Here is a 26,615-nt window from a genome sequence, read left to right on the forward strand (position 1 = left end):
CCGAAACGGCGACGGGGGTCAGCGCGAGAACATCAGCGCGCGCTTGACCTCCTGGATCGCCTGGGTGACCTGGATGCCGCGGGGGCAGGCATCCGTGCAGTTGAAGGTGGTGCGGCAGCGCCACACGCCATCGATGTCGTTGAGGATGTCGAGGCGCTCGACGGCACCCTCGTCACGACTGTCGAAGATGAAGCGGTGCGCGTTCACGATCGCGGCCGGGCCGTAGTACGAACCCTCGTTCCAGAACACCGGGCAGCTCGTGGTGCAGCAGGCACAGAGGATGCACTTGGTGGTGTCGTCGAAGCGGGCGCGGTCGGTCTGGCTCTGGATGCGCTCCTTGGTGGGCTCGTTGCCACTGGTGATGAGGAACGGCTTCACGGCGCGGTAGGCGTCGAAGAAGGGCTCCATGTCGACGACGAGGTCCTTCTCCACCGGCAGGCCCTTGATCGGCTCGACGGTGATGGTCAGCTCCTTCGACGCGTCCTTGGGCAGCAGATCCTTCATGAGGAGCTTGCAGGCGAGGCGGTTGACGCCGTTGATGCGCATGGCGTCCGAGCCGCAGACGCCGTGGGCGCAGCTGCGGCGGAACGTCAGGGTGCCGTCCAGGTAGCCCTTCACGTAGAGGAGCAGGTTGAGCAGACGGTCGGTCGGCAGCGCCGGGACGCGGAAGGTCTCGAAGCCGGCGGCGTCGGGGTCTTCCGGGTTGAACCGGTAGATCTTGAGGTTCACCATCCGGGCCTCGGGCGGCACCGGGGGGAGCGGCGGCTCGGCGGAGATAGCGGGATCTTCGACGGTTGCGGTCATCAGTACTTACGCTCCATCGGCTCGTAGCGGGTCTGGACCACGGGCTTGTAGTCCAGTTCGATGTCGGCAATCAGGCCCGGGCCCTGCTTGTAGGCCATCGTGTGCCGCATGAAGTTCTCGTCGTCGCGGTTGGGGTAGTCCTCGCGGGCGTGGCCGCCGCGCGACTCCTTGCGGTTCAGGGCACCGACGACGGTGACCTCGGCCATCTCCAGCAGGAAGCCGAGCTCGATCGCCTCGAGCAGGTCGCTGTTGAACCGCTTGCCCTTGTCGTGGACGCGGACGTGGTTGTAGCGCTCCTTGAGTGCCCGGACGTCGGACAGGGCGCGGGTCAGCGTCTCCTCGGTGCGGAACACCGACGCGTTGTTGTCCATGGTCTGCTGCAGCTCGGTGCGGATATCGGCGACCCGCTCGTTGCCGTGCTCGGACAGGACGACCTCGAGCCAGTCGTCGACCATCTCGGTCGGGTTCTCCGGCATCTCGACGAACTCGTGGGTGTTCGCGTACTCGGCGGCCGCGATCCCGGCCCGGCGGCCGAAGACGTTGATGTCCAGCAGCGAGTTGGTGCCGAGGCGGTTGGCGCCGTGCACCGACACGCAGGCGCATTCGCCCGCCGCGTACAGGCCGTGGACGACCTGGTCGTTGTTGGCCAGGACCTGGCCCTCGATGGTGGTCGGGATGCCGCCCATGACGTAGTGGCAGGTCGGGTAGACCGGCACGTACTCGGTCACCGGGTCCACACCGAGGTAGGTGCGGGCGAACTCGGTGATGTCGGGGAGCTTCTCGTTGAGGACGTCTTCACCGAGGTGGGTCACGTCGATGTAGACGTAGTCCTTGTTGGGGCCGGCGCCGCGGCCCTCGAGCACCTCGAGAACCATCGACCGGGCGACGATGTCGCGGGGGGCGAGGTCTTTGATGGTGGGGGCGTAGCGCTCCATGAAGCGCTCGCCGTCGACGTTGCGCAAGATGCCGCCTTCGCCGCGGACCGCCTCGGAGATGAGGATGCCCAGTCCGGCGAGCCCGGTCGGGTGGAACTGGTGGAACTCCATGTCCTCGAGGGGCAGGCCCTTGCGGAAGATGATGCCCATGCCGTCACCGGTGAGGGTGTGCGCGTTGGACGTGGTCTTGTACATGCGGCCCGAGCCGCCGGTGGCGAACACGATCGACTTGGCGTGGAAGACGTGGATCTCGCCGGTGGCGAGCTCGTAGGCGACGACGCCGGTCGCGACCTTCTCGCCGTCCTCGTTCTCCGAGAGGGCGATGTCGAGGGCGTAGAACTCGTTGTAGAACTCGACGTCGTGCTTGACGCAGTTCTGGTACAGGGTCTGCAGGATCATGTGGCCGGTGCGGTCGGCGGCGTAACACGCGCGGCGGACCGGGCTCTTGCCGTGGTCGCGGGTGTGCCCGCCGAAGCGGCGCTGGTCGATCTTGCCCTCGGGAGTGCGGTTGAAGGGCAGGCCCATCTTCTCCAGGTCGATGACCGCGTCGATGGCCTCCTTGGCCATGATCTCGACGGCGTCCTGGTCGGCGAGGTAGTCGCCGCCCTTGACGGTGTCAAAGGTGTGCCACTCCCAGTTGTCCTCCTCGACGTTGGCCAGGGCGGCGCACATGCCGCCCTGGGCCGCGCCGGTGTGGCTGCGCGTCGGGTAGAGCTTGGTCAACACGGCGGTACGAGCCCGGGGCGCGGCCTCGATGGCCGCCCGCATTCCGGCGCCGCCGGCGCCGACGATCACCACGTCGTAACGGTGTTCCTGCATAGTTGATGGTCTCCTTGGGAAGGCGCGGCAGTGGGCGTCGGCGCGGTTAGCTGCCGGTGTTGAAGGTCAGCAGCGCGTAGCTGCCCAGGGCCAGGGTGAGGATCATCGACACCGCCAGCAGGACGTTGAGCCAGAAGCGGGTGGAGTCCTTGCGCGTGTAGTCGCCGATGACGGTGCGCACGCCGTTTCCGCCGTGCAGCTGGGCGAGCCAGAGCATGGTGAGGTCCCAGATCTGCCAGAACGGGCTGGACCAGCGCTGGGTGACGAACTCGGAGCTGATGCGGTGCACGCCGGTGTCCCAGGTGAGCATGATCGCCATGTGGCCGATCACCAGGAAGATCAGCACGATGCCGGAGAAGCGCATGAACAGCCAGGCGTACTTCTCGAAGTTGCCGCCCTTGCGCATGCGCGGCGAGCGGGGGGAGTCCAGCGACGGCGGTCGGTCGTGGGAGACGAGGAGGGTCTTCGCGGTCTGCGGAGCGGCGGTAGTCATGGTGTCAGGTCCTCTTAGAACGCGTGAGTGATGATGAGCTGCAGCAGGCGGACGGCGGCGGCGCCGAAGACGACGAGGAACACCCCGAGGACCACCCAGAGCATCTGACGCTGGTAGCGGGCCCCCTTCGACCAGAAGTCGATGAGGATGACGCGCAGGCCGTTGAAGGCGTGGAACAACACGCAGAGGACCAGGGCGATCTCCATGAGACCGATGATCGGCGTCTTGTAGGTGTTGATGATCGCGTCGTACTCGTCCTTGTTGATCCGGATCACGGCGGTGTCCAGGACGTGGACGAACAGGAAGAAGAAGATCGTCACGCCGGTGATGCGGTGCAGGACCCACGCCCACATCCCCGGATCACCTCGGTAGATCGATACCTTGCGCCGCGGAGCGGGCGCAGTCGTGGGTGTGCTCATGACGGAATTCGGCCTCCGAACGTGGTTTCCATAGGACCCGATGATCTGACTTTAAACCCTGGTGATCGGTCCTTGAAAACGACCCGAAAGGTTTTCCGATCCAACCGATCGGAACTAAGGTTTGCCTTACCAATGGAAGCTCTGGTAAAGAGCCGGAAATAACGCGGTCACGGCGTTCTCTAGCTGTTAAGGCAGCGTTTCGGCCGGAAACAGAGTGTGCACAATGTCTCACCTGAAATCTGTGTCACGCTCAATACATGAGCCCCGACTCCGCCTACGTCACTCCCGCCGGTTCCGCCGACGAGTCATCCGTCCCGGTCTCTCCGACGACGCTCGGGCTCGCGCCGAAGGTGCTCCTGCACGATCACCTCGACGGCGGTCTGCGCCCCGCCACGATCGTCGATCTCGCCCGTGAGTCGGGATACCCCGACTTGCCCACCGAAGACCCGGTGCAACTGGGCCGGTGGTTCGTCGACAACGCGAACGCGGGCTCGCTGGTGCGGTACCTGCGGACGTTCGGACACACCGTCGCGGTGATGCAGACCGCGTCGGCGCTGCGACGCGTCGCCTTCGAGTGCGTCGAGGACCTGGCCGCCGACGGGGTCGTCTACGCCGAGGTGCGGTTCGCCCCCGAGCTGCACCTGGAGAAGGGGTTGAGCCTCGACGAGGTGGTGTCGGCGGTGCTGGCCGGATTCGCCGACGGCCAGCGCGCCGCAGCCGCCGCCGGTCGCCCGATCGTCGTCGGATGCCTGGTCACCGCGATGCGCCATGCCGCGCGGTCGACCGAGATCGCCGAGCTGGCGGTCCGGTTCCGCCGCGACGGGGTGGTCGGCTTCGACATCGCCGGCGCGGAGGCGGGCAACCCGCCGACGCGCCACCTCGACGCCTTCGACTATCTGCGGGCCAACACCATGCGCTACACGATCCATGCCGGCGAGGCCTTCGGTCTTCCGTCGATCACCGAGGCCATCGGTTACTGCGGTGCAGATCGGTTGGGCCACGGCGTGCGCGTCATCGACGACGTCGTCCTGCCGCCCGGCGCCGATCCCGCCGCCACCTCCTTCGCCGGGGCGCAGCTGGGCGATGTGGCCAACTACGTCCGCGACAAGCGGATCCCGCTGGAGATGTGCCCGTCGTCGAACGTGCAGACCGGGGCCGTGGCGAATCTCGCGTCGCACCCGTTCAACATCCTGGCGCGCCTGCGGTTCCGGGTCACGGTGAATACCGACAACCGGTTGATGGGGGACACCACCATGAGCCGTGAATGTGCCCTACTGGCCGAGCAATTCGGTTACGGATGGGCAGATTTCGAACGATTCGCGGTCAACGCGATGAAGTCCGCCTTCATCCCCTTCGATAAGCGGATGGAATTGATCGACGGGGTGATCAAGCCCGGTTACGCGGTACTCATCGGCTGAGCACCGACGAAACCGCTACGACTTGCGCTCGATCCGGTCCTCGAAATCGTGGACGAGGGCGCGGAAGGCCTCCGACTCGTTGTCGAACGGCGGGCTCGGGGCGAGACGCTTGGGATCCGGATTGGTCGCGTAGTCGATGAACCAGCCCAGCGGGGTCGTCGAGCTGAGGGCCTCCCCGACGGCGTCGTCGTCGGCGTAGTCGCCCGCGTCGAGGAGCAGTTCGACGGCGAGGTCGAGCTGTTCGCGATCGATGCGGCGCGGCCCGTCGGCGATGTCCTCGGCGAGACCGGGGAGCACGTAGACGTTGTCCTCGTAGATCTCGAACTCCAGCGAGCCGTCGGTCGCCGCGGCGCGCACGTCGTCGAAGGTGGTCAGCTTCGCCAAGTCATGGTCGTCGTCCTCGGCCAGGAACCGGGTGATCGACCGGACCGAGGGGAAGACGAAGATTGAACCGCGCTTGCCGAGGAAGACCGGATCGTCGTCGAGGTAGCAGCGCAGCGAGAGGTACTCGCCATCGCTCGTCGTGATCTGGATCGGGTCGATGCCGACGTTGACCCAGAAGTCTTCTTCGTCGATGTCGCCGTCGAGCAGTTCGGCGGCCTCGGTGTCTTCGTCCTCGTCGAGGTCGTCGTCGTCCTCGTCGTCGACGAGGGCCTTGCCCCCCTCGTCGCCGCTGTCTTCGTCGCCGACCAGGTCCAGATCGTCGTCGTCGGGCTCGTCCTCATCCTCGGCGGACGCGGCGGCGGCCAGCTCCGCCTCGGCTGCGGCGACGGCGGCCTCGTCGACGTCGGGGGTGGCCAGCACGTCGTCGAGGGCGTCGATCACGTTGTCCCAGTGCTTGGCGATCAGCCGGCCGATACGGACCCAGAGGTCCTGGCCGTCGCGCCCGACGAAGTTGCGGGTGCCCACGGTGACGGCGCCGAGAATCGGGTTGCCGTTGAAGAACTTGGTGATGGTCGGCAGCTCGCACACCTCGCCGAGGATGCGCACGATCTCCAGCGCGTCCTCGAGGTCGGCGATGTTCTCCGGGGTGGGGTCGTCGGCCGCCAGTTCGGGGACGCCGATGAGGTCATAGGTGTGGCGCTTGTCGGGGACCAGTTCGTCGCCGGACAGTTCGACGACGGTCGACCACGCCGGGTGGTCGACCAGGTCGTGCTCGTCGTCGGTGCCGCGGATGTACCCGACGAGGTGGGCGACGTCGTCGAATCCGTACAGGTCTTCACCGAGCCCGAGGAACGCCTCCCACTCCTCGTCGTCCTCGCGCCATTGCGGGGCCCAAAGGGTGTAGGCGTTTCCGTCGGTCAAACCCAGCTCAATGGGGACGATGTCTCCGGCCATGGGGAAAGCGTAACCAAGGTGGCGCGCCTGCACGAACCTGGGCCGTCGCAGGCGGGTATCGCTCTTGTCCGCCGCGGCGGCACGTCCCTGCCTACGATGACAAGGTGCTGGCAGAATTCAGCCCCAAAGAGCGCACCGCGCTGGCGGTCATGACCGTCATCGCGCTGTTGTTCGGCGCGTACTTCCTGCGCCGCTACCTGGTCTTGATGGGTCTCGCCGCGGTACTGGCCTACCTGTTCGTCCCGCTGTACCGGCGGCTGGCGCGGCGGATGAGTTCCGGTCTGGCGTCGACGTTGACGGTGCTGAGCGCGATTGCGATCGTCGGGATCCCGCTGGCCGGGATCATCACGATGGCCGGCGTGCAGATCGCGCAGATGGTCGACAGCATCCGGCAGTGGCTGGGCAAGACCGACCTCAACGAGTTCGGCACGAGGCTGTTGGACTCGGTGAACCAGTTCCTCGCCAAGATCCCGTTGGTCCACGTCGAGCCGTTGACGATGAACCGGGTGCGCGGTTCGGTGTCCAACATCGCCGAGGCGGCCGGCAAGTACGCGCTGGAGGTGGCGCGCGACTCGGCCGGCGGGCTGGCCACCACGGTGACGATGTCGATCATCTTCCTGTATGTGTTCCTGGCGCTGCTGACCAACGGCAACAAGGTCGTCGAGGTGGTCAAGGACCTCAACCCGCTCGGGCCGGAGGTGTCCAACATCTACCTGGGCAAGATCGGCGCCATGGTCACCGCGACGGTGCGCGGCCAGTTCGTCATCGCCTTCGTCCAGGGCCTCGCCGGCGCGATCTCGGTCTACATCGGCGGTATCCACCAAGGCTTCTTCATGTTCGTCATCTTCTTGACGGTGCTCTCGGTGATCCCGCTGGGCAGCGGCATCGTGACCATGCCCCTGGGCATTGGGATGGCGCTGACGGGCAACGTCGTCGGAGGCCTGTTCGTCTTCCTGTTCCACCTGATCGTCATCACCAACATCGACAACGTGCTGCGGCCGATGCTCGTGCCCAAGAGCGCCCATCTGGCGCCGGCCCTGATGCTGCTGGCCGTTTTCGCCGGGATGCAGATGTTCGGCTTCGCCGGCATCGTGTTCGGGCCGGTGCTGATGATCGTCATCGTGACGACGGTCAACATGTACCGCGCCGTCTACAAGGGGGTGGAGTGGATCGACGACGAGCCCGACCCGGCCGAGGCGCCGACGCCTCCGTGGTGGCGGCGGCTGCGCCACCGCCGCGTTGAGGTGTGAGCACGCCGAGAACAGGCATTCGGGAGTTTTCCGACACGGCCGGCGCCCCGTCGACCTACGATCCCGGGACCCGTCCGCCTCTCCCCGGGAGCAACCATGAACGACCGCACCGATCCGGCCGATGAACGCGGAAGGATCTCCCGCAGAACGATTCTGCGCAACGTCGCCTGGGCCGGTGCGGCCACCGCGGTCGGCGGGGTCGCGCTGACCGCGTGCGGCGATGATTCCGGCGGCTTCACCACCGACGCCAAGCCCAAGCCGGCCTCCGAGGCGACCAAGGCCGCCAACAAGAAGGTTCGCGACTCGCTCCCGTTCGCGAACCGCGACGACTTCGCCGACGCCTCGCGCGGTCTCGTCAAGCGACCCGACACCCTGATCATCAAGACCGCCGACGGTCGGATCGCCTGGGACATGGAGTCGTACAAGAAGTTCATCAACGACGACGCCGAGTCCCCGGACACCGTCAACCCGAGCCTGTGGCGCAACGCAAAGCTGAACATGCACTACGGGCTCTACAAGGTCACCGACCGGATCTACCAGGTGCGCGGTTATGACCTGTCCAACATCAGCTTCATCCAGGGTGATCTGGAGTGGATCGTCTTCGACCCGCTCGTCTCAACCGAAACCGCCAAGGCCGCCCTGGATCTCATCAACGCCGAACTCGGCGCGCGGCCGGTCACCGCGGTCATCATCAGCCACCCGCACACCGACCACTACGGCGGCATCCGCGGCGTGGTCAGCCAAGCCGACGTCGATGCGGGGAAGGCGCGGATCGTGGTGCCGCAGGGCTTCCTCGAGCACGCGGTCAGCGAGAACGTCATCGCCGGCAACGTGATGTCGCGCCGCGCCGTCTACATGTACGGCGCGCTGCTGCCGCGCGGGCCGCAGGGCGGGGTGAACGCCGGTTTGGGGCAGACCCTCTCGAACGGGCACGGCCAGCCTGATGCTGCCGACCGAGGAGATCTCCACGACCGGCACCGAGCTGACGATCGACGGCGTGCAGATGGTGTTCCAGATGACGCCGGGCACCGAGGCGCCGGCGGAGATGAATACCTTCTTCCCCCAGTTCAAGGCCATGTGGATGGCGGAGAACACCACCAACACGATGCACAACATCCTCACCCTGCGCGGGGCGCAGGTCCGTGATGCCCGCGTGTGGGCGGGGTTCATCGACGAGACGATCGACACCTACGGGGCCGACACCGAGGTCAAGTTCCAGAGCCACCACTGGCCGATGTGGGGCAACGCGAAGATCCTGGACTACTTCCGCAAGCTACAAGTACCTGCACGACCAGAGCGTCCGGATGATGAACACCGGCCTCACCGGGGAGGAGATCGCCGAGGAGATCACCTTCCCCGACGAGCTCGAGGACTTCTGGCCCAACCGCGGGTACTACGGGACGGTCAAGCACAATTCGCGCGCGGTCTACCAGCGCTACCTGGGCTGGTACACGGGCAATCCGGCCGACCTCGACGTGCTGCCGCCGGTGGCCGCGGCAAAGAAGTACGTCGAGTACATGGGCGGCGAGGCCGAGGTCCTCAAGCGCGCCAAGGCCGACTACGACAAGGGTGAATACCGTTGGGCGGCCATGGTTCTCAAGCACATCGTGTTTGCCAACCCGGACAGCGTCAACGGGAAGAACCTGCTGGCCGACGCTTTCGAGCAGATGGCCTATCAAGCAGAGTCGGGCCCGTGGCGGTCGGTGTACCTGCAGGGCGCCAACGAGTTGCGCAACGGCGTGCCGAACGTCGAAGCCGCGTCGGCGGCCAGCCCGGACACCATCGCCGCCATGCCGCCGGAGATGGTCTTCGACTACCTGTCGGTCCGCCTCAACGGTCCCAAGGCCGCGGGCAAGGACATCCGGTTGAACTGGACCTTCAGCGACTTGGGCAAGACCTACGGCCTGCACGTGCTCAACGGCGTGCTGAACCACCGCGAAAAGCCGCTGCCCGACCCGAATGCCACGGTCACGCTGACCAAGCAGGCGATGAACGAGATCCAGCTGGGCAAGGTCACGATCGATCAGGCGGTCGGCAACGGGTCGGTGCGGGTCAGCGGGAACCAAGGTTCGGTGACGGAGTTCTTCGGCCTCCTCGACGACTTCCCCTTCTGGTTCAACATCGTCACGCCCTGATCGGGCGGTGCCCGGGTCGTCCATCGTCGGCCAGAGGGTAATCGGATGACGGTCAGCAGGAACTACCGCGGTCGGTAGAAGCCTTGGAATCCTTGGTTCAGGTTGGTGGTGCGGATCGGGTTGACCTGCACGGGATCTCCGGCCTCGACCATGAGGCCGTCACCGATGATCATCGCGACGTGGCCGTCCCAGACGGCGAGGTCGCCGGGTTGCACTTGGGCCCGACTGATGGGGAAGCCCGCGTTGTCCTGGTCTTGGGCGAGACGGGGGATTTCCAGCCCGGCCTGGCGGTAGGCCCACTGGGTCAGCCCGCTGCAGTCGAAGCCTTTCGTCGTCGTGCCGCCCCACAGGTAGGGGACGCCGCGCTGGCTGAGTGCGGCGCGCACGGCTTTGGCGGCCCGCGCGTTGGGCGCGTGCACGACCTTGCCGTTGGGCAGGGTGATGGCGAGGGATCCGTCGGCGGCGTCGCCGCGATGCCCGGGCGCCGGCATGCGTTTGGGCGCGAGGTGCTTGTTCTCGGCAAGGAGTTTTGCGGCGTCGGCGTGGAGGTCGTGTTGGGCCTTCGCGACGATCGCGGCCCCGCGCGCGACGTGATCGAGGGCGACCGGGAGGAGGGCCAGCAGGCCCTCGATGCTGTAGAGCGCCGGGCCGAGCGAATTCGCCGCCCGCGCAAAGGAATCGAGAAGACGGCGGACCTCCGCCGCCGCTTGGCCGACTTTGGCGCTGGCCGCGACCACGATCGCGGCCGACGACGAGTTCGCCGTCGCCGAGCGGTGATGGCGCCGCGCGGTCGAGTCGGCGGCGCGGGAGGCGGCCGTCCCGCCGTTGCCGGTCCACGCGCCGGTGAGCGAGTGCGCGTTGCGCTGGGTGTCCGCGGCGGTCCGGGCCGAGGTGGTGGAGGCGTGGCGCAGCCCGGCCAGCGGCCCGCCGGGCGGCAGCTCACCGGTACCGAGCGTGGTGAGCAGGACCCGCAGCGGTTCGACGAGGGCGTCGGCGCCGGTCATCGTGCCACCTGACCGGTGTGGGCGGCCGCGGCCGCATCGGTGGATTCGTAGGCGTGGACGCCGCCGCGGGCGGCGGCGGTGATCGAGCCGTGGTGGCCGGCCAGATCGTCGAGGTGCGCGGCGGAACGGTCGAGGACCTGGGCGAGCGCGCCCAGAAACTCGGCGCCGATGAGGCCGAACGCGGGCAGCAGTGGGGCCAGGTCGGCTCTGAGGCCGGCCGTCGACAGGGCGGCCTGTTCGGCACTGGCGCGGTGGTGATCGGCGAAACGGTGGGCCGTGGGTGGGTGCAGTGTGACCGTCATGTCCACTTGGACGCACCGCGGTCCCGGCTGGTTCCCTCAGCCCGGCCAGACCGCGGTCCACGGTTCGGTCACCGTGGCGCTCGGCGTGGTGATGACCAGCGCGTCGGGACCCACCTCGTAGACCGTCGATCCGGCCCGGAAAACGTAGGTTGAGCCGCGCATTTGCGGCCAGCTGACGTCGGGGGACCGGTGGCCGTCGGCATATCCCGCGTAATAGAGGCCGCCGGTTTCGCCGGCGCGGCACACGACCACCGACGATCGATTCGTCTGTCCGATGAACACCGCCGGGTCGTCGACATTGCACCGCGCACCGTTGCCGGTGAAGCCCTGCCAGTCGGTGCCGGTGAAGGGCGCGGCCGACGGGGTGGGCGGTGCATACCGCGGCGGTGCCGCGGTTTCGGTGGTCGTCGTCGTGGTGGTCGTGGTCGCAGTTGTCGTTGGTGCCGTTGTCGCGCCGTCACCCGAATAAGGGGCGGCGGTCACCGCAGCGGGAGATCCACCGTCGCGCGACTTGCCGTACAGGACCGCGCCGAGGGCCCCGCCCACGACGAGCAGCGCACCGGCGAGCCCCGCGACGAGGATGACCGACACGGTGTTCCTGGACGACGGCGCTCGTGGCGGAGTCGGGGGACTCGCCGGCGGCAGGGTCCCGCCCGGCGCGATCGGGTACATCGGAAGGTTCGGTGCCGTCGGCGACTCCCACGGACTCTGCGAGGTCATGGCGAGAACTTTAGGCGAGTAGTCCGACAGCGACGCGACTGGCGAGATCGCTGGCCTCGCGGCAGGTGCGGGAGACCTCGGCGGTCGATCCAACCGGGGTGACGACCTCCACGTAGACCTTCACCTTCGGCTCGGTGCCCGACGGGCGGACGAGTGCCCGCACCGCGAGATCCCCGCGCGCCCCGGTGAATTCGACTGCGTCGGTGCGCAGACCGTCGGTGCGCGTCGCGAAGTCGGCGAGGGCGAGGGGGATTCCGGCGGCCGAGGCCGGTGGATTCGACCGCAATCCGGCCATCAGTTCGGCGGCCGTCGTCGTGCCGCTCAAGCGCACCGAGCGCCCGACGGTGGCGTGGACGCCGTGGCGGACCGACAACTCGTCGAGCAGGGCGCCGATCGAGGATCCGGCGGCCCGCAGCCGCGCGGCGGTCTGTGCCGCCAACACCGCGGCGCTGATGCCGTCCTTGTCGCGGACCGCATCGGGATCGACGCAATGGCCGATCGCCTCCTCGTAGGCGTACCACAGCGGATCTCCCGCGCGCACAAGCCATTTGAACCCGGTCAGGGTCCGCACCGACCGGGCACCGGCGGACTCGGCGACGGCGGCGGCCAGGGTGCCGGAGACGATGCTGCTCGCGACCACCCCGCCCGGGCCGGCGATCTCGTGGCACAGCAGCGCCCCGACCTCGTCGCCGGTGAGCGGGCGCCATCCGCCGTCGTGCGGGATGGCCAGGGCGCATCGGTCGGCGTCGGGGTCGAGGGCCACGGCGAGGTCGGCATCGACCCGCGCGGCGACGGCCAGGAGGCGGTCCAGCGCGCCGGGTTCTTCCGGGTTCGGGAACGCGACGGTGGGGAAGTCGGGATCGGGGTCGAACTGCTCGTCGACGACGTGCACGTCGGACACCCCGGCGCCGGCCAGCGCCTCGAGCGCCAACGGTCCGCCGACCCCGTGCATCGGCGTCAACGCCACGCGCAGCGGCAGGGCCGACTCGCCGAAGCGCTCGACCAGTCGCGCCAGGTACCGCGACCGGGCGGTGCGGGCCCGGTCCTCGACGCCCACCGGGGTCCGGGGGATGCCGGCAGGGGCGCGGGACATCAGGGCCTCGATCTGCTCGTCGACCGGGCCGACGATCTGGGCACCGGGCACATCGGTGCCCCGCCCGCCGTAGAGCTTGTACCCGTTGTCGCCGGCCGGGTTGTGCGACGCGGTGATTTGCACGGCCGCCGCCGCGCCCAAGTCGCGGCACGCGAAGGCCACCAGCGGTGTCGGCGAGTGGCCGGGCAGTGCGACGACGTCGAATCCGGCCGCGGCGAACACCTCGGTGGTGGCGGCGAAGAACTCGGCCGACCCATGGCGGGCATCGCGCCCGACGACGACGGTGCGCCCGGAACCGTTAATGCGCAACCATTCCGCGACGGCCCAGGTGGCCCGGGTGACGAGTTCGACGTTCATCCCACCCGGCCCGGGGCGCACCGGCCCGCGCAGGCCGGCGGTGCCGAACCTCAGATCGTCAACGGTCACGGTAGGGGTTGGGGCCGACCGTCGTCGCAAACGAGTGGCAGATCGCGGCGAGCAGGTCGCCGATCCGCCCGGCCGCCGCCCGGCCCGACTCCAGCACCTCGTCGTGGCTCAGCGGGTCACTGGTGATCCCGGCGGCCAGGTTGGTGACCAGTGAGATGCCCAGCACGTCCATCCCGGCCGCGCGCGCCGCGATCGTCTCGTGGACCGTGGACATCCCGACCAGGTCTGCGCCCAGGGTGGCGAGCATCGCGATCTCGGCCGGGGTCTCGTACTGCGGTCCCGGCAGGCCGGCGTACACCCCCTCGGCCAGGGTGTTGCGGGCGGTGCCGCCGTCGAGGGCGTCGTGCAGGCGCTGTGCGGTGTCGCGCAGTTCGGGGGAGTAGGCGTCGACCATGTTGACGAACTGCGGCCCGACCAGCGGCGAGCGCCCGGTCAGGTTGATCTGGTCGCGGATCAGGACGGGGCTGCCGACGGTGTAGGAGCGGTTCAGCGCGCCCGCGGCATTGGTGAGGATGATCCGGCGGCAACCGGCGGCCGCCGCGGTCCGCACCGGGTGCACCACCCGGGCCAGGTCGTGGCCCTCGTAGGCATGGGCCCGTCCGGCGAACACCAGGACCCGTTGGTCGTCGACGTGCACCGACGTGATCGTTCCGCCGTGGCCCGCGGCGGTCGGTTGGGCAAAGCCCGGCACCTGCGCCATCGGGAGCTCGGCGACGGCCGAACCGATCGCCTCCGCCGCCGACGACCAGCCCGAACCGAGGATGATCGCGGTGTCGTGGCGGGGGCAGTCGGACTCCGCGGCGATGTGCGCGGCGGCCTCGGCGGCGACGACGGCTGCGTCGGTACTGGAGTGCATGTGTACACGGTAACGGGCATCGGTCGTAGAGTTGCCCCCATGCCTTTTCTCCGTGAATCCGATGACGTCTACGAACTCTACCTTGGCACCGAGGGCGTCGAACTCGACGAGACCAACCCCGAGAACCGTTTCGCCCTGACCTGGCTCGACCAGGTCAACGCCGCCCTCGACGAGGTGGCGGCGGCCGGCGAGTCGTCGAAGAAGGGGCTGGTGATCACCGCCACCGGCAAGTTCTTCACCAACGGCCTCGACACCGACTACATCTTCGCCCACGGTGACAAGCTGCCCGGCTACCTCGACTCGGTGCACGCCGTGTACACCAAGGTGTTGACGCTGCCGGTGGCCACGGTGGCCGCGATCAACGGGCACGCATTCGGCGCCGGGGCGATGCTCGCGCTGTGCGCGGACTACCGGGTGATGCGCACCGAGCGCGGTTTCTGGTCGCTGCCCGAGGCGGCGCTGAGCATGCCGTTCACCGCCGGGATGGCCGCACTGCTGCGCACCCGACTCACCGACGCCACGGCGACCGAGGCGATGCTGACCTCGCGCCGCTACGGCGCGGACGACGCGGTGGCCGCGGCGATCGTCGACGAGGCGGTGCCCGCCGACGATCTGGTGGCCCGCGCCCGCGCGGTCGCCGGGGAGCGGGCGGCGATGGCCGGCCCGACCCTCGCCATCATCAAGAAGGGACTGCGCCAGCCGTTGCTGGCGACGCTGGCCACCCAGGTCCCGCCGTCGCTGCTCTGATCGGGCGGGCCGGGGCCTAGAGGGCGGAGTCGGCGCCGGCTCCCGGGCCCGGGCCGACGTTGCGCGACTCGTGCAGGCGCAGCGCCTGGACGTAGTCGTCGGGGGCGCCGGCCTTCTCGGCCGCGTCGGACATGACGCCGAGGTAGCGCGCCGACGGCAGGCCGCCCTCAAAGGCGTCGACGACGTAGAGCCAGGCCAGCGCCGCGCCCTCGGTCGTCTCGATGCGGGCGCGCAGCTTGCGGTGGACGCCGAGTTCGGAGCCCTCCCAGCGGTCGAGGGCCTGCTCGTCCTCGCCGGTCACGTCGTAGAGGACGACGAAGACGCGGGCGTCGGGGTTGTCGCGGTCTTCGACGACGGTGGCCAGCGACCCCTCCCAGCCGATGTCCTCACCGGCGAAGGTCAGCCGCCAGCCGGACAACCAGCCGGTGGCCGACATGGGGGAGTGGGGTGCGCGCATCGCCATCTGCTCGGGATCCATGTTCGAGCCATATGCGGCGTAGAGCGCCACGGGCATCTCCTCGGGAGTGGCTGACAACGGTGCTGCGCGGGCAGCGACATAAGAGTAGCGCCGCCCCCGGGGGTCTGTGCCACCCGCCGATCCGATGGCGGGGTGGTGCGCAGACGGAGCCCGCGTGCGACACAATGGGGAGCGGCAGTCGATCATCAGCCCATCGTCGACGGCGAGGCAGGAGCGCGCAGTGACCAAGATCGTGATCATCGGTGGCGGACCGGCGGGATACGAGGCGGCCCTGGCCGCCGCGGCCTACGGATCCGACATCACCATCGTCGACGCGGACGGGGTCGGCGGGGCCTGCGTCCTGTACGACTGTGTCCCGTCGAAGACGTTCATCGCGTCGACGGGGATTCGCACCGAGACGCGCCGCGCCAACGACCTGGGCATCGACTTGGACTTCGGCGACGCCGTGGTCAGCCTGCCCGGCATCAACCGCCGCGTGAAGGAGTTGGCGTTCGCGCAGTCGGCCGACATCAAGGCGCGACTGCTCAGCGAAGGGGTGCGCATCATCGATGGTGTCGGCGAGCTCGCCGACCCGGTGCCCGGTGCCGCGACCCACCAGGTGCTGGCCCGCGGGACCGACGGCAGCGAGGAACTCCTCCCCGCCGACGTCGTCCTCATCGCCACCGGCGCGCGCCCGCGCATCCTCCCCGACGCGCAACCCGACGGCGAGCGCATCCTCACCTGGCGCCACATCTACGACCTGGAGGAACTGCCGACGCACCTCGTCGTCGTCGGCTCCGGTGTGACCGGCGCCGAATTCGTCCACGCCTACACCGAGTTGGGTGTGAAGGTGACGCTGGTGTCCAGCCGCGACCGGGTGCTGCCCGGCGAGGACGAGGATGCCGCCCTTGTGCTCGAGGACGCGCTGGCCGAGCGCGGCGTCACCCTGATCAAACACGCCCGTGCGGACAAGGTCACCCGCGACGGCGACACCGTCACCGTGTTCCTCGCCGACGGTCAGACCGTCACCGGATCGCATGTGCTGATGACCGTCGGATCGGTTCCCAACACCGGCAAGTGTGGCCTGGAGAAGGCCGGGGTGGCCACCGACAAGGGCGGCTACATCACGGTCGACCGCGTCTCGCGCACCTCGGTGCCGGGGATTTATGCGGCCGGCGACTGTACCGGCCTGTTCCCGCTGGCGTCGGTCGCGGCGATGCAGGGCCGGATCGCGATGTACCACGCGCTGGGCGAGGGAGTCGTGCCGATCAAGTTGAAGACGGTCGCCTCGGCGATCTTCACCCGCCCCGAGATCGCCACCGTGGGTGTGTCGCAGAACGCGATCGACGCCGGGGAGTACCCGGCGCGCACCGTGATGCTGCCGCTGGCGACCAACGCGCGGGCCAAGATGAGCGGGCTGCGACGCGGTTTTGTGAAGATCTTCTGCCGCCCGGCCACCGGGGTGGTGATCGGCGGGGTCGTCGTCGCACCGACCGCGTCGGAGTTGATCCTGCCGATCGCGATCGCCGTGCAGAACAAGCTGACGGTGAGCGATCTGGCGCAGACCTTCTCGGTCTACCCGTCACTGTCCGGGTCGATCACCGAGGCGGCCCGCCAACTCGTCCGCCACGACGACCTGGACTGAGCCCCTAGCTCTCGTCGATCCCCTAGTTTTCGTCAATCCCGAGGTCGACGAGGAGTTCGGCGGCCAGCCGTTCCAGCTCGGCGCGGACGGTGACCAGGTCGGTTCCCGCAGGTACTCGAACCTCGAAGTGCGCCTCGAACAGCAGGCCGCCGGCCATCGGGGCCTCCCGCGTGCCGGTGGTCATCGATTCGATGCTCAACCCGTTGGCGCCCAGGACCGAGGACAACTCGCGCACGATGCCGGGCCGGTCGTTGCCGAGCACCCCGATGGTCAGGTGGGTGGCCTCGGCGTCGTCGGCGGTATCGTCCGAGGCGCGGTGGATGGCGATCTCGAGGTCGGCGACGGTGCGGGTGGCGGCGAGTAGCTCGTCGGCCTGGTCGTCGGGGACCCCGACGACGACGATGCCGGCGAACTTGCCCTCCAACCGGGCGAGCTGACTGCGCTCCCAGTTGCCGCCGTGGGCGGTGACGGTGTCGGCGAGGGCGGCGACGAGCCCGGGGCGGTCGTCACCGATGACGGTCAGTACGAGATGGCGCACAGCCGAATGGTAGCGCGACGCTGTGCTCGGCGATCAGTCTGCGCCGAGCAGACCGTCGATCTGGTTGATCGCCGCCGTCGCACCCTCGACGACGCCCATCTCGAGGACCTTGGTGAGGGCCTCCTCGGTGTCATAGACACTCGTGAACTCGGCGCGGGTGCCGTCGCCGTCGGCGGCGAACCGATAGGTGTTCTTCGAGACCGGCAGGTTCGGATCGGGGGTGAAGTCGTCGGCGTTGAGCGCAAAGCCGTCGTCGAAGTCGAAGGAGTTCTCCGCGTCGACAGCCGTGACGTCCCAAAAGCCCGCGTACTTCTCGCCGTCGGGGCCGGTCATGAAGTAGTGGGTGCGGGAGCCGGGCCGCAGTTCGTGCTGGACGAAGGTGGCGGGGTGCGACGGCGGGCCCCAGACCTGTTCCAGTTGGCGGGGGTCGGCATAGATCTGCCACACGCGCGACGGGGCGGCGTCGAATCGGGCGATGATCTGCAGCGTGCGGTTGGCGGGGTCCTGGTGGACGTCGATGACGGGCATGACTGCCTCCTACGGCTGTGGTGGTGGTTCGTCGGCACCGGGGTTGGTGTCGGGGTGTGCGGCGTCGTGATCTGCGGCCAGGAGCGCATCGATGCGCGCGACGCGGCCGCGCCAGACCTGTTCGAGATCGTCCAGCAATGCGCCCGCGCGGCGGATGGCCTGGACGTCTCCCGACGCCAAGGCCTCCCGGCCTTGGCGCCGTTTGGTGACCAGCCCGGCCCGCTCGAGCACCGCCACATGTTTCTGCACGGCGGCAAAGCTCATGTCGTACTGCGCGGCGAGGGCGCTCACCGAGAACTCCCCGGCCAGCGACCGGCGCAGGATGTCGCGCCGGGTGCGGTCGGCGAGGGCGTGGAAGAGCGCGTCGACCTCGTCGTCGGAGAGCATCGTGGTGGTCACGTGCTCAATATACAACTAAACGGTTGTAGGTTGTCAAGGGGTGGAAGTCTGGGGTGGGGTCAGACCGGCATGCGGGAAATCGTCGCCTTGGTGAAAGCGATTGCCCGATCGCAGATTTCGGAGAGGGGAGGGGACGGCCTGCGGGCGTAATCGACTATCGTGCTGACGCCGGCTCGCCTGCTTTGGACTCGCGTTGCGCAGGTGCCTGTGCTGGTAGCGAAGACGATTACTTGGCGTCCCTGAATAGATCGATCAGCGAACCACGTAAAGGCCTGGTTTGCGTGCCGGTAGGCATCGAGGCTCGGGCTGTTGCCGACGATCTGCGACATTCCCCAGACCGAACCAACCTCGGAGTCCTTCCATGCGCAACCCCTTGCAGTCTGTCCATCGACTGATGCCGCATCTTGGAGTGAACTCCAGTCCCACCCGTGTTGGACGACGGCTTCGCGATTGACTTCGTCGCATGGCTCATAGGGTGTCCCGTCGTTGCCGGGGTTTAGCCTGTGCGGGAAGGTTTCCCAGACATGACTCGCACGTTCGCGGTGCTCTGGACCCTCAGCTGAATCGTGATCCGCGCAGCTTGAGAGTGAAAAGGCGAGTATGACAGCGACACAAATCTTGACTCGGTTAGCTTTCAATACTCTGCGCGCCGACAGCATCTTCCCGTCCGAATTCTGTTGCGGCTGAGCCGCATCCTGCACTCAACGAGGCCATCGAACTTGCCTGAACTGCTAAGGCTTCGCGCCAGCTTGAGGAACCCGTTGATACTGCTGCGGCTAACTCCAAATAGACCGGTGGAGCTTCCGCGCAACCCGTTCCAAAGTAGTTTGATGCCAGGATCCTGCCGATGATCTGTCCACACGCGTCGAGCTCCTCCGCCGCCCACTTCGCGACTTTGGCCCGTTCGGCCCAGGCTTCGGCTTCGCAGCGAACGGTGGTGCACGGCTCCGGACTCACAAGACCTCCCAACGCGACGCCGTCATCACGAACATCCTCTCCATACTTGGACGCATCCGCGGGCCGATCGGTTCCATTCGCGCCGAAACTTCTCAGGCCAATCCGTCGCCGCAGGGAACCGTTCGCCGGTGCACTGCGTCTAAGTAGACATGGCTCCTGGGGGACGGACGCCGTGGTCGGCGATCGACATGTCGACCATCGCGGACATGGCGGACTCGATGGGCGCGGAGCAGGCTGCGGCCGACCTCGCCGCGCTCACGGCGGCGATCGACCGGGCCGAGGCGGCGGCCCGCCGCGTCGAGGCGGTGTTCGCCTCGACGGCAGCGTCGTTGCGCGGCGCCGCGGCCGATGCCGCGGTGGCGAAGGCGAGTCGGGTGGCGGCCGACGTGTCGCGGTCTGCGGCAGTCGCCCGCTCGGCGAGTTTTGGCCTGCGCGGCGTGGCGAACACGCTGGCCCTGACGAAGGCGAAGTCGCCGGCGCTGCGGGCCGCGGCGCAGGAACTGGCGAGCACCGATCTGACGAGCGACCAGGTTGCCCAGGTCCGAGCGGTGGTCGCCGAGGCGATGAATGCCGCCTATAGCGACCCGATGCTCGCGACGACGACGCCGGTCGGCGACGCGCCCGGCGAGACGGGGTATGCCGCGGCGGTCGCGCCCGACGATGCGTCGGGTCCCGATACCGCTCGCGCCGACCAGGGTGACGGTGCCATCGGTGTACCCGGCGGGACGTCGCCGTCCGGGTCGTCGCCGTCTGTTGTCCCGGCGGGCGCGGCCGGTGCCCCGACCCCGACGTCGGCGACCACCGCGGCGCCGTCGGCCGCCTCGGCTGCGCCGACGGGGGGTGGGCAATCGGGCGACCCGAACAAGTCGGGTCCATCGCCCGGCGGCAACAACCCGGGCCACGGACGCGGGGATCCGTCGGGCCGGGTGCCCGGCGGAGTCGTACCCGTGCCGGCAGGCGCGGGACGCCCACCCGGCGGCTCGGGACCGCGCCCGGGCGGCACGTCGGCGGTGGCGAAACCGGTGTTGCGGCCGCCCCGGTTCCTCGGTGCCATCCCCATCGGGCCGCCGGTGGGGCCGCCGGCCGCGCCGTTGGCGGGTACCGGACCGCGCGGCGGCGTGCCGTACGCCCCGCGGGCGAGTCGGTCCGAGGAGTCGTCGGACCGCCGGGCGGCGGACTATCTGCACGACCAGGCCAACGTCGAGGCCCTCGTCGGCGAACTGCCGCTGGTCGGGCCGGCGGTGATCGGTGAACCGGAACCGTTGCCGGAGAACGAGACTGCGACCGGAACCGCCGGGTCAGGCTAGGTCGAGGCTGTGCTCCACCGCGCGGTTCCACTCGGCGTAGAGGCGGGCGCGCTCCTCGTCGGGCATATGCGGATGCCAGCGCTTGTCCTCGGCCCAGTTGGCGTAGATGTCATCGGCCCCGAGCCAATACCCGACGGCGAGTCCGGCGGCATAGGCGGCGCCGAGGGCGGTGGTCTCGTTGACGACGGGGCGCACCACCGGTACGCCGAGCAGGTCGGCCTGGAACTGCATGAGGAGGTCGTTGACCACCATTCCGCCGTCGACCTTGAGGGTGGTGAGCGCGACGCCGGAGTCGGCCTCCATCGCCTCGATCACCTCGCGGGTTTGGAAAGCGCTGGCCTCCAGCGCCGCCCGGGCGAGGTGGCCGCGGTTGATGAAGCGGGTGAGCCCGATGATGACGCCCCGCGCATCCGGTCGCCAGCGGGGGGCGAACAGGCCGGAGAAGGCCGGGACGATATAGGCGCCGCCGTTGTCGTCGACGGAGGTGGCGAGTTCCTCGATCTCCGCCGCCGACGAGATGAGCCCGATGTTGTCGCGCAGCCACTGGACGAGCGATCCGGTGACCGCGATCGAGCCTTCGAGCGCGTAGCAGGCAGGCGCGTCGCCGATCCGGTAGCAGACGGTGGTCAGCAGGCCGTGGTCGGAGAAGACCGGTTCGGTCCCGGTGTTGAGCAGCAGGAAGTTGCCGGTGCCGTAGGTGTTCTTCGCATGGCCCGGTGCCAGGCAGGCCTGGCCGAAGGTCGCGGCCTGCTGGTCGCCGAGGATGCCGGCGAGCGGGACCCCTTCGGGGACGCCGGGGGAGGTGAGATGCCCGTACACCTCCGAGCTGCTGCGGATCTCGGGGAGCATCGACATCGGGATCCCGAAGTCGGCGCAGATCTCAGGGTCCCAGTCCAGAGTCTGCAGATCCATCAGCATCGTGCGCGACGCATTGGTGACGTCGGTGATGTGCAGGCCGCCGTTGACCCCGCCGGTCATGTTCCAGGCCAACCACGAGTCCATCGTCCCGAAGCACAGTTCGCCGGCCTCGGCGCGCTCGCGCAGCCCGTCGACGTTCTCCAACAGCCACAACAGTTTGGGGCCGGCGAAGTAGGTCGACAACGGCAGGCCGGTGCGGGACCGGTAGCGGTCGGGGCCCTGGCCGTCGGCCAGGCGTTCACACAGCTCGGCGGTCCGCGTGTCCTGCCACACGATCGCGTTGTGCACCGGCGTGCCGGTCGCGCGGTCCCACACGACGGTCGTCTCGCGCTGATTGGTGATACCGCAGGCGACGATGTTCGCCGTGGTCAGCTGCGCCGACGCCATCGCGGCCGCCGTCACGCGCCGGGCGTTGCGCCAGATCTCGGCGGCGTCGTGTTCGACCCAGCCGGGTCGGGGGAAGATCTGCCGGTGCTCGATCTGCTCGGAGTTCACCACGCGGCCGTTGCGGTCGAAGATGATCGCACGGGTCGACGTGGTTCCCTGGTCGATGGCGACGACGAACTGCCGTCCGCTTTGCTTCTGACCGGAGCCGCTTGCTGTCACGCCGCCCATCTTTACATGTCGGCGCTCGCTACGGTGAGAGCGTGGCGAAGACTTCGGAGACGGGAATGTCGGCGGTGGCATCGACCATCGCCGAGCGGGTGACGGGGAAGCGGTCCTGGTGGATCCTGCTCCTCATGCTGGTGGCGGTCGGGGCGTTGATGTCATTGGCGCCGAAGAACTCGGCAGCCGAGTCGGCGCCGGACTCCCTGCCCCCGGGCGCGGAGTCGGCCCGGGTCGCGGCGATGCTCGAGGAATTCCCGTCGGCCGGGGTGGCCCCGGCCATCCTGGTGGTGACCCGCGCCGACGGTGCCCCACTCACCCGCGCCGATATCGACGCGGTGGGTGCGGCGCAGCGACGGATGCTCGCCGTCGACCGCGGTTCGGTCGGCCCGGCGGGGGCGGCCGCGCCGCCGGTGACCGTCTCCGACGACGGAAAGGCGGCGCTGGCCACCGTCTTCGTCGATTCGACGATCTCCGGTTTCACCCTGAACGACACGGTCAAGGCGTTGCGGGCCTCGGCGGCGACGGACTTGCCGTCGGGTCTGATCAGCCACGTCACCGGTGGTCCGGCCTTCGGCGCCGACCTGGCCAACTCCTTCTCCGGCGCCAATGTGATGCTGCTGCTGGTCACCGCGCTGGTCGTCGCAGTCCTGCTGATCATCACGTATCGCTCGCCGATCCTGTGGCTGGTGCCGCTGATCGTCGTGGCCATCGCCGACCGGGTGGCCACGGTCGCCGGTGGCGTGCTCGCCGACTGGTTCGGGCTGACCTTCGACGGGTCGACCTCGGGGATCACCAGCGTCCTGGTCTTCGGGGCCGGCACCAACTACGCGTTGCTGTTGATCTCCCGCTATCGCGAGGAATTGCGCGTGCACTCCGATCACCGCGAGGCGTTGCGGGAGGCGTGGCGCCGGGCCGCCCCGGCGATTGTGGCGAGCAACCTGACCGTCGTCATCGCCCTGCTGTTGCTCCTCGTGTCGTCGCTGCCGAGCATCCGGAGCCTCGGCGCGCTCGCCTCCTGCGGCATCGTGATCGCCGCGGTCTTCGTCTTGTTCGTCCTGCCGCCCGCCCTCGCGCTGTGCGGGCGCCGGCTGTTCTGGCCGGTGGTGCCCGCCGTCGGCGACTCCGACACCACCGGGCAGGGGTTCTGGCACCGGATCGCGTCGGGGGTGGCGGCCCGGCCGGCGGTGGTCCTGACGGCCGCGTTGATCGGGATGGCGGTCTGCGCGTCGGGCATGATCGGGCTGCGGGTCGGGCTGACCCAGACCGAGCAGTTCCGGGTCTCCGCCGATTCGGTCGACGGCTACGACGCGGTGTCCGCGCACTTCTCCAAGGGCGTGGCCGATCCGACGGTCGTCCTGGCGCGAACCCCGCAGGCCGAGACGGTGCTGCGCGCGGTCACCGGTGTCGGCGGCGTCGAGTCCGCCCGGATCGCCGAGGCCGCGCCCAACGGCTACACGCGGATCAACGTCGTGCTCGACTCCGCGCCCGCGTCGGACCGGTCGTTCGACACGGTGCGTGACCTGCGGTCGACGGTGTCCCAGGTGGCGGGCGCCGACGCCCTCGTCGGCGGAGCCGACGCCAAGGAACTCGACACCCGACAGGAGGCCAGGCGCAGCGTCGACATCGTCGTCCCGCTGATCCTCATCGTCGTGGCCCTGATCCTGATGGTCTTGTTGCGGGCCGTGGTGGCCCCGCTGATCCTGGTCGCGGTCACCGCATTGAGCGCCCTGACCGCGATCGGCGCCGGCACGTGGCTCAGCGAGCACGTCTTCGGCTTCGGGGCGCTCGACACCAACGTCGTCCTGTTCTCCTTCCTGTTCCTCGTCGCGCTCGGCGTCGACTACACCTACTTCCTGGTCTTGCGGGCGCGGGAGGAAACCCCCGCGCTGGGCACGCGCGCGGGGATGGTCCGCGCCGTCTCGGTGACCGGCGGGGTGATCACCAGCGCCGGGGTGGTGCTGGCCGCGGTCTTCGTGGTGCTGGGCATCCTGCCGTTGATCACGTTGACCCAGCTCGGGATCATCGTCGCGCTCGGTATCGTGATCGACACCTTCTTGGTGCGTGCGACGGTGATTCCGGCATTGTTCGCGCTGGTGGGGCCACGAATGTGGTGGCCCAGCGACCTCGAGCCCGCCCCTGCGCGCCAACGCGCCGGATAGGCGGCCTGGCGGTAGGGTCGGAGCCATGGCGACCGACTTCAGTTCCGACCGCCCGGCCGCGCTGGGCCCGGAGTACCACGCCCGTGCTTGGGAACGATTGGGTTCCGAGCAGTTCGACATCGTCGTCGTCGGCGGTGGCGTCGTCGGGGTGGGTGCCGCCCTCGACGCGGCGACCCGCGGATTGCGGGTGGCGCTCGTGGAGGCGCGCGACATCGCGTCGGGCACGTCGAGCCGCTCGTCGAAGATGTTCCACGGTGGGCTGCGCTACCTCGAACAACTGGAGTTCGGCCTCGTCCGGGAGGCGTTGCGCGAGCGCGAGTTGTCCCTGCGCCTCATCGCGCCGCACCTGGTGCGACCGCTGCCGTTCCTGTACCCGCTGACCAAGCGGTTCTGGGAGCGGCCCTACGTCGGCGCCGGGCTGGTGCTCTACGACCAGATGGGCGGGTCGAAGTCGGTGCCCGGCCAAAGCCACGTGACACGGTCGGGGGCGCTGCGCGTCGCCCCGGCGCTCAAGCGCAATTCGCTCATCGGCGGGATCCGCTACTACGACACCGTCGTCGACGACGCCCGCCACAGTCTGACCGTCGCACGCACCGCCGCCAACTACGGCGCGGTGATCCGCACCTCGACGCAGGTGGTCGGGTTCCTCCGGGAGGCCGACCGGGTCAACGGCGTGCGCGTCCGCGACTCCGATACCGGCGAGGTGACCGAGGTGCGCGCGCACTGTGTCATCAACGCCGCCGGGGTGTGGACCGACGAGGTGCAGGCCCTGTCGAAGGAGCGCGGCCACTTCAAGGTGCGGGCGTCCAAAGGCGTCCACATCGTCGTGCCGCGGGACCGGATCGTCAGCGAGACGGCGATCATCCTGCGGACCGCCAACTCGGTGTTGTTCGTGATCCCGTGGGAGACGCATTGGATCATCGGGACCACCGACACCGACTGGAACCTCGACCTCGCGCATCCGGCGGCGACCCACAAGGACATCGACTACATCCTCGACCGGGTCAACGAGGTCCTCGTCTCGCCGCTGACCCACGACGACATCGAGGGTGTCTACGCCGGTCTGCGCCCGCTGCTGGCGGGGGAGGACGAGTCGACGTCGAGCCTGTCGCGCGAGCACGCCGTGGCCACCGTCGCCCCGGGCCTCGTGTCGATCGCGGGCGGCAAATACACCACCTACCGGGTGATGGGCGCCGACGCGGTGGACGCCTGCAACGACTTCATCCCGACGCGGGTCGCCCCGTCGATCACCGAACGGGTGCCGCTGCTCGGGGCGGACGGGTACTTCGCGCTGATCAACCAGTGCGAGGGTCTGGGGCAGCGGTATGGCCTGCACCCGTATCGCGTCCGGCGGTTGCTGAACCGGTATGGGTCACTGATCGACGACGTGCTGGGCTGGGCCCAGGACGACCCGTCGCTGTTGGAGCCGTTGGCTGCGGCGCCGCAATACCTGCGGGTGGAGATCGTCTACGCGGTCCGCAACGAGGCCGCACTGCACCTGGAGGATCTGCTGGCGCGGCGGACCCGCATCGCGATCGAGTACTCGCACCGCGGTGTCGATTGCGCCGGCGAGGTGGCGGAGTTGGTGGCGCCCATCCTCGGGTGGGATGAGGCGACGGCGGCCTTCGAGGTGGCCAACTACGTGGCCCGGGTCGAGGCGGAGATCGCCTCGCAGCAGCAGCCCGACGACGAGTCGGCCGATGCCCTGCGCGCGGCCGCGCCCGAGTCGCGCACCGAGATCCTCGAGCCGGTCCCCGTTCCCGAGTAACCGACCAGGGTCCTTTGGCCCATGTGCGCCCACCTGCGCTGCCGTAACCTGGGGTGACAGCAGGCGTTCGATCGGAGGTCGTCATGGTCGTCGGAAGTGCAGTCGAAGTCCTCTCCGAGGACCAGGCCTGGGAACTGTTGGCGACCCGCCAACTCGGCCGGGTCGCCACCAGCGTCGGCGACCAGCCGGAGATTTTCCCGATCAACTTCTACGCAGGGGACGGCAAGATCGTCTTCCGGACCGCCGCCGGTACGAAGCTCTCGGAGATCGCGGTCAACAACCGCCTGGCGTTTGAGGCCGATGAGACCGACAACGCCGGCGGGTGGAGCGTCATCGCCAAGGGGCGGGCGCGAATCCTGGTCTCGACCAGGGACATAGAGGCGGCCGACGAGCTGCCGCTGCACAGCTGGGTGCCCACGCTCAAGTACGACTATGTCGAGTTGACCGTCGAGGAGATCTCGGCGCGCAGGTTCACCTTCGGTCCCGAGCCGGACCGCTACGGGATCGACTGACCCCTCTTCCCGCACGAATTCGCATTTCCCGACGAAACTACGTCGGGAAATGCGAATCG

26 protein-coding genes are annotated in these 26,615 nt (G+C 68.8%); 10 read left to right on the forward strand and 16 right to left on the reverse strand.

What is annotated here, in order from left to right:
- Positions 1–18: 18 nt before the first annotated feature.
- The 4 genes from nbrcactino_RS06690 to sdhC are packed head-to-tail and all read right to left on the reverse strand — an operon-like array spanning position 19 to position 3,470.
- Positions 19–804, reverse strand: a complete 786-nt coding sequence (locus tag nbrcactino_RS06690) for a succinate dehydrogenase iron-sulfur subunit (protein WP_161926649.1) — start codon at positions 802–804, stop codon at positions 19–21.
- Positions 804–2,558 carry a succinate dehydrogenase flavoprotein subunit gene (gene sdhA, locus nbrcactino_RS06695; RefSeq protein WP_161926650.1) on the reverse strand — a complete coding sequence of 585 codons (1,755 nt, stop codon included), beginning with the start codon at positions 2,556–2,558 and terminating at the stop codon, positions 804–806. Before sdhA ends, nbrcactino_RS06690 begins: the two co-directional genes overlap by 1 nt.
- Before the next feature lie 46 nt (positions 2,559–2,604).
- Positions 2,605–3,051, reverse strand: coding sequence for a succinate dehydrogenase hydrophobic membrane anchor subunit (locus tag nbrcactino_RS06700; protein ID WP_161926651.1), 447 nt, complete (start codon positions 3,049–3,051; stop codon positions 2,605–2,607).
- Positions 3,052–3,065: 14 nt separating this feature from the next.
- Positions 3,066–3,470, reverse strand: a complete 405-nt coding sequence (sdhC, locus tag nbrcactino_RS06705) for a succinate dehydrogenase, cytochrome b556 subunit (RefSeq protein WP_161926652.1) — start codon at positions 3,468–3,470, stop codon at positions 3,066–3,068.
- 257 nt (positions 3,471–3,727) lie between these two features.
- On the opposite strand from sdhC, the gene nbrcactino_RS06710 reads away from it, so the two are divergent.
- Positions 3,728–4,888: an adenosine deaminase gene (locus tag nbrcactino_RS06710; protein WP_161926653.1), complete on the forward strand. Its 1,161-nt coding sequence runs from the start codon at positions 3,728–3,730 to the stop codon at positions 4,886–4,888.
- A gap of 15 nt (positions 4,889–4,903) precedes the next feature.
- Here nbrcactino_RS06710 and nbrcactino_RS06715 read toward each other — a convergent pair whose 3' ends face one another.
- Positions 4,904–6,226, reverse strand: a complete 1,323-nt coding sequence (locus tag nbrcactino_RS06715) for a SatS C-terminal domain-containing protein (protein WP_161926654.1) — start codon at positions 6,224–6,226, stop codon at positions 4,904–4,906.
- 104 nt (positions 6,227–6,330) lie between these two features.
- Here nbrcactino_RS06715 and nbrcactino_RS06720 point away from each other — a divergent pair, with 104 nt between their 5' ends.
- The 3 genes from nbrcactino_RS06720 (at position 6,331) to nbrcactino_RS18140 (ending at position 9,611) form a co-directional block, all read left to right on the forward strand.
- Entirely contained in the window at positions 6,331–7,476 is a 1,146-nt protein-coding gene (locus nbrcactino_RS06720; RefSeq protein WP_161926655.1) for an AI-2E family transporter, read from the forward strand.
- A 96-nt stretch (positions 7,477–7,572) separates the two neighbouring features.
- Positions 7,573–8,622, forward strand: a complete 1,050-nt coding sequence (locus nbrcactino_RS18135) for an MBL fold metallo-hydrolase (protein ID WP_228460715.1) — start codon at positions 7,573–7,575, stop codon at positions 8,620–8,622.
- Positions 8,623–8,780: 158 nt separating this feature from the next.
- Positions 8,781–9,611 (forward strand): alkyl sulfatase dimerization domain-containing protein, encoded by an 831-nt coding sequence (locus nbrcactino_RS18140; protein ID WP_228460716.1) that lies wholly within the window; start codon positions 8,781–8,783, stop codon positions 9,609–9,611.
- Between the two features lie 62 nt (positions 9,612–9,673).
- Here nbrcactino_RS18140 and nbrcactino_RS06730 read toward each other — a convergent pair whose 3' ends face one another.
- The 5 genes from nbrcactino_RS06730 to nbrcactino_RS06750 are packed head-to-tail and all read right to left on the reverse strand — an operon-like array spanning position 9,674 to position 14,012.
- Entirely contained in the window at positions 9,674–10,615 is a 942-nt protein-coding gene (locus nbrcactino_RS06730; RefSeq protein ID WP_161926656.1) for a C40 family peptidase, read from the reverse strand.
- Positions 10,612–10,917 (reverse strand): type VII secretion target, encoded by a 306-nt coding sequence (locus tag nbrcactino_RS06735; protein WP_161926657.1) that lies wholly within the window; start codon positions 10,915–10,917, stop codon positions 10,612–10,614. Before nbrcactino_RS06735 ends, nbrcactino_RS06730 begins: the two co-directional genes overlap by 4 nt.
- A 36-nt stretch (positions 10,918–10,953) precedes the next feature.
- Complete coding sequence (locus nbrcactino_RS06740) at positions 10,954–11,637, reverse strand: hypothetical protein (RefSeq protein ID WP_161926658.1); 684 nt, start codon at positions 11,635–11,637, stop codon at positions 10,954–10,956.
- 10 nt (positions 11,638–11,647) lie between these two features.
- A complete protein-coding gene (locus tag nbrcactino_RS06745; protein ID WP_161926659.1) occupies positions 11,648–13,156 on the reverse strand; it encodes a phospho-sugar mutase in 1,509 nt (502 codons plus the stop codon).
- On the reverse strand, positions 13,146–14,012 hold the full coding sequence (locus tag nbrcactino_RS06750) for a purine-nucleoside phosphorylase (RefSeq protein ID WP_161926660.1): 867 nt from the start codon (positions 14,010–14,012) through the stop codon (positions 13,146–13,148). The genes nbrcactino_RS06745 and nbrcactino_RS06750 overlap by 11 nt, the downstream gene beginning before the upstream one ends.
- 39 nt (positions 14,013–14,051) lie before the next feature.
- Here nbrcactino_RS06750 and nbrcactino_RS06755 point away from each other — a divergent pair, with 39 nt between their 5' ends.
- The gene (locus nbrcactino_RS06755; protein ID WP_161926661.1) at positions 14,052–14,759 is read left to right on the forward strand and encodes an enoyl-CoA hydratase/isomerase family protein; all 708 of its coding nucleotides are present in this window, start codon (positions 14,052–14,054) and stop codon (positions 14,757–14,759) included.
- A gap of 16 nt (positions 14,760–14,775) precedes the next feature.
- Here the strand turns inward: nbrcactino_RS06755 and nbrcactino_RS06760 are convergent, their stop codons facing one another.
- The gene (locus nbrcactino_RS06760) at positions 14,776–15,267 is read right to left on the reverse strand and encodes a gamma-glutamylcyclotransferase family protein (protein ID WP_371864498.1); all 492 of its coding nucleotides are present in this window, start codon (positions 15,265–15,267) and stop codon (positions 14,776–14,778) included.
- Between the two features lie 190 nt (positions 15,268–15,457).
- Between nbrcactino_RS06760 and nbrcactino_RS06765 the strand changes: the two genes are divergently transcribed.
- Positions 15,458–16,861: an NAD(P)H-quinone dehydrogenase gene (locus nbrcactino_RS06765; protein ID WP_161926663.1), complete on the forward strand. Its 1,404-nt coding sequence runs from the start codon at positions 15,458–15,460 to the stop codon at positions 16,859–16,861.
- 22 nt (positions 16,862–16,883) lie between these two features.
- Here the strand turns inward: nbrcactino_RS06765 and nbrcactino_RS06770 are convergent, their stop codons facing one another.
- From nbrcactino_RS06770 to nbrcactino_RS18495, 4 genes are all read right to left on the reverse strand, one after another.
- A complete protein-coding gene (locus nbrcactino_RS06770; RefSeq protein ID WP_161926664.1) occupies positions 16,884–17,399 on the reverse strand; it encodes a glycine cleavage system transcriptional repressor in 516 nt (171 codons plus the stop codon).
- Between the two features lie 33 nt (positions 17,400–17,432).
- Entirely contained in the window at positions 17,433–17,927 is a 495-nt protein-coding gene (locus tag nbrcactino_RS06775) for an SRPBCC family protein (protein WP_161926665.1), read from the reverse strand.
- A gap of 9 nt (positions 17,928–17,936) precedes the next feature.
- On the reverse strand, positions 17,937–18,314 hold the full coding sequence (locus tag nbrcactino_RS06780; protein ID WP_161927635.1) for an ArsR/SmtB family transcription factor: 378 nt from the start codon (positions 18,312–18,314) through the stop codon (positions 17,937–17,939).
- Positions 18,315–18,385: 71 nt separating this feature from the next.
- Positions 18,386–18,985 carry a DUF3558 family protein gene (locus nbrcactino_RS18495; protein WP_371864558.1) on the reverse strand — a complete coding sequence of 200 codons (600 nt, stop codon included), beginning with the start codon at positions 18,983–18,985 and terminating at the stop codon, positions 18,386–18,388.
- A 486-nt stretch (positions 18,986–19,471) separates the two neighbouring features.
- On the opposite strand from nbrcactino_RS18495, the gene nbrcactino_RS06790 reads away from it, so the two are divergent.
- Positions 19,472–20,590, forward strand: coding sequence for a hypothetical protein (locus tag nbrcactino_RS06790; RefSeq protein WP_161926667.1), 1,119 nt, complete (start codon positions 19,472–19,474; stop codon positions 20,588–20,590).
- Here the strand turns inward: nbrcactino_RS06790 and glpK are convergent.
- Positions 20,582–22,114, reverse strand: coding sequence for a glycerol kinase GlpK (gene glpK / locus nbrcactino_RS06795; protein ID WP_228460717.1), 1,533 nt, complete (start codon positions 22,112–22,114; stop codon positions 20,582–20,584). The genes nbrcactino_RS06790 and glpK overlap by 9 nt on opposite strands.
- A 41-nt stretch (positions 22,115–22,155) precedes the next feature.
- On the opposite strand from glpK, the gene nbrcactino_RS06800 reads away from it, so the two are divergent.
- The 3 genes from nbrcactino_RS06800 to nbrcactino_RS06810 all read left to right on the forward strand — a co-directional run bounded on the left by nbrcactino_RS06800 (position 22,156) and on the right by nbrcactino_RS06810 (position 26,556).
- Complete coding sequence (locus tag nbrcactino_RS06800; RefSeq protein WP_371864499.1) at positions 22,156–24,276, forward strand: MMPL family transporter; 2,121 nt, start codon at positions 22,156–22,158, stop codon at positions 24,274–24,276.
- Between the two features lie 25 nt (positions 24,277–24,301).
- Positions 24,302–26,044, forward strand: a complete 1,743-nt coding sequence (gene glpD / locus nbrcactino_RS06805; RefSeq protein ID WP_161926669.1) for a glycerol-3-phosphate dehydrogenase — start codon at positions 24,302–24,304, stop codon at positions 26,042–26,044.
- An 83-nt stretch (positions 26,045–26,127) separates the two neighbouring features.
- Entirely contained in the window at positions 26,128–26,556 is a 429-nt protein-coding gene (locus nbrcactino_RS06810) for a pyridoxamine 5'-phosphate oxidase family protein (RefSeq protein WP_161926670.1), read from the forward strand.
- Positions 26,557–26,615: the final 59 nt, after the last annotated feature.

Origin of the sequence: Gordonia crocea, from assembly GCF_009932435.1 — a bacterium.
GTDB lineage: Bacteria > Actinomycetota > Actinomycetes > Mycobacteriales > Mycobacteriaceae > Gordonia > Gordonia crocea.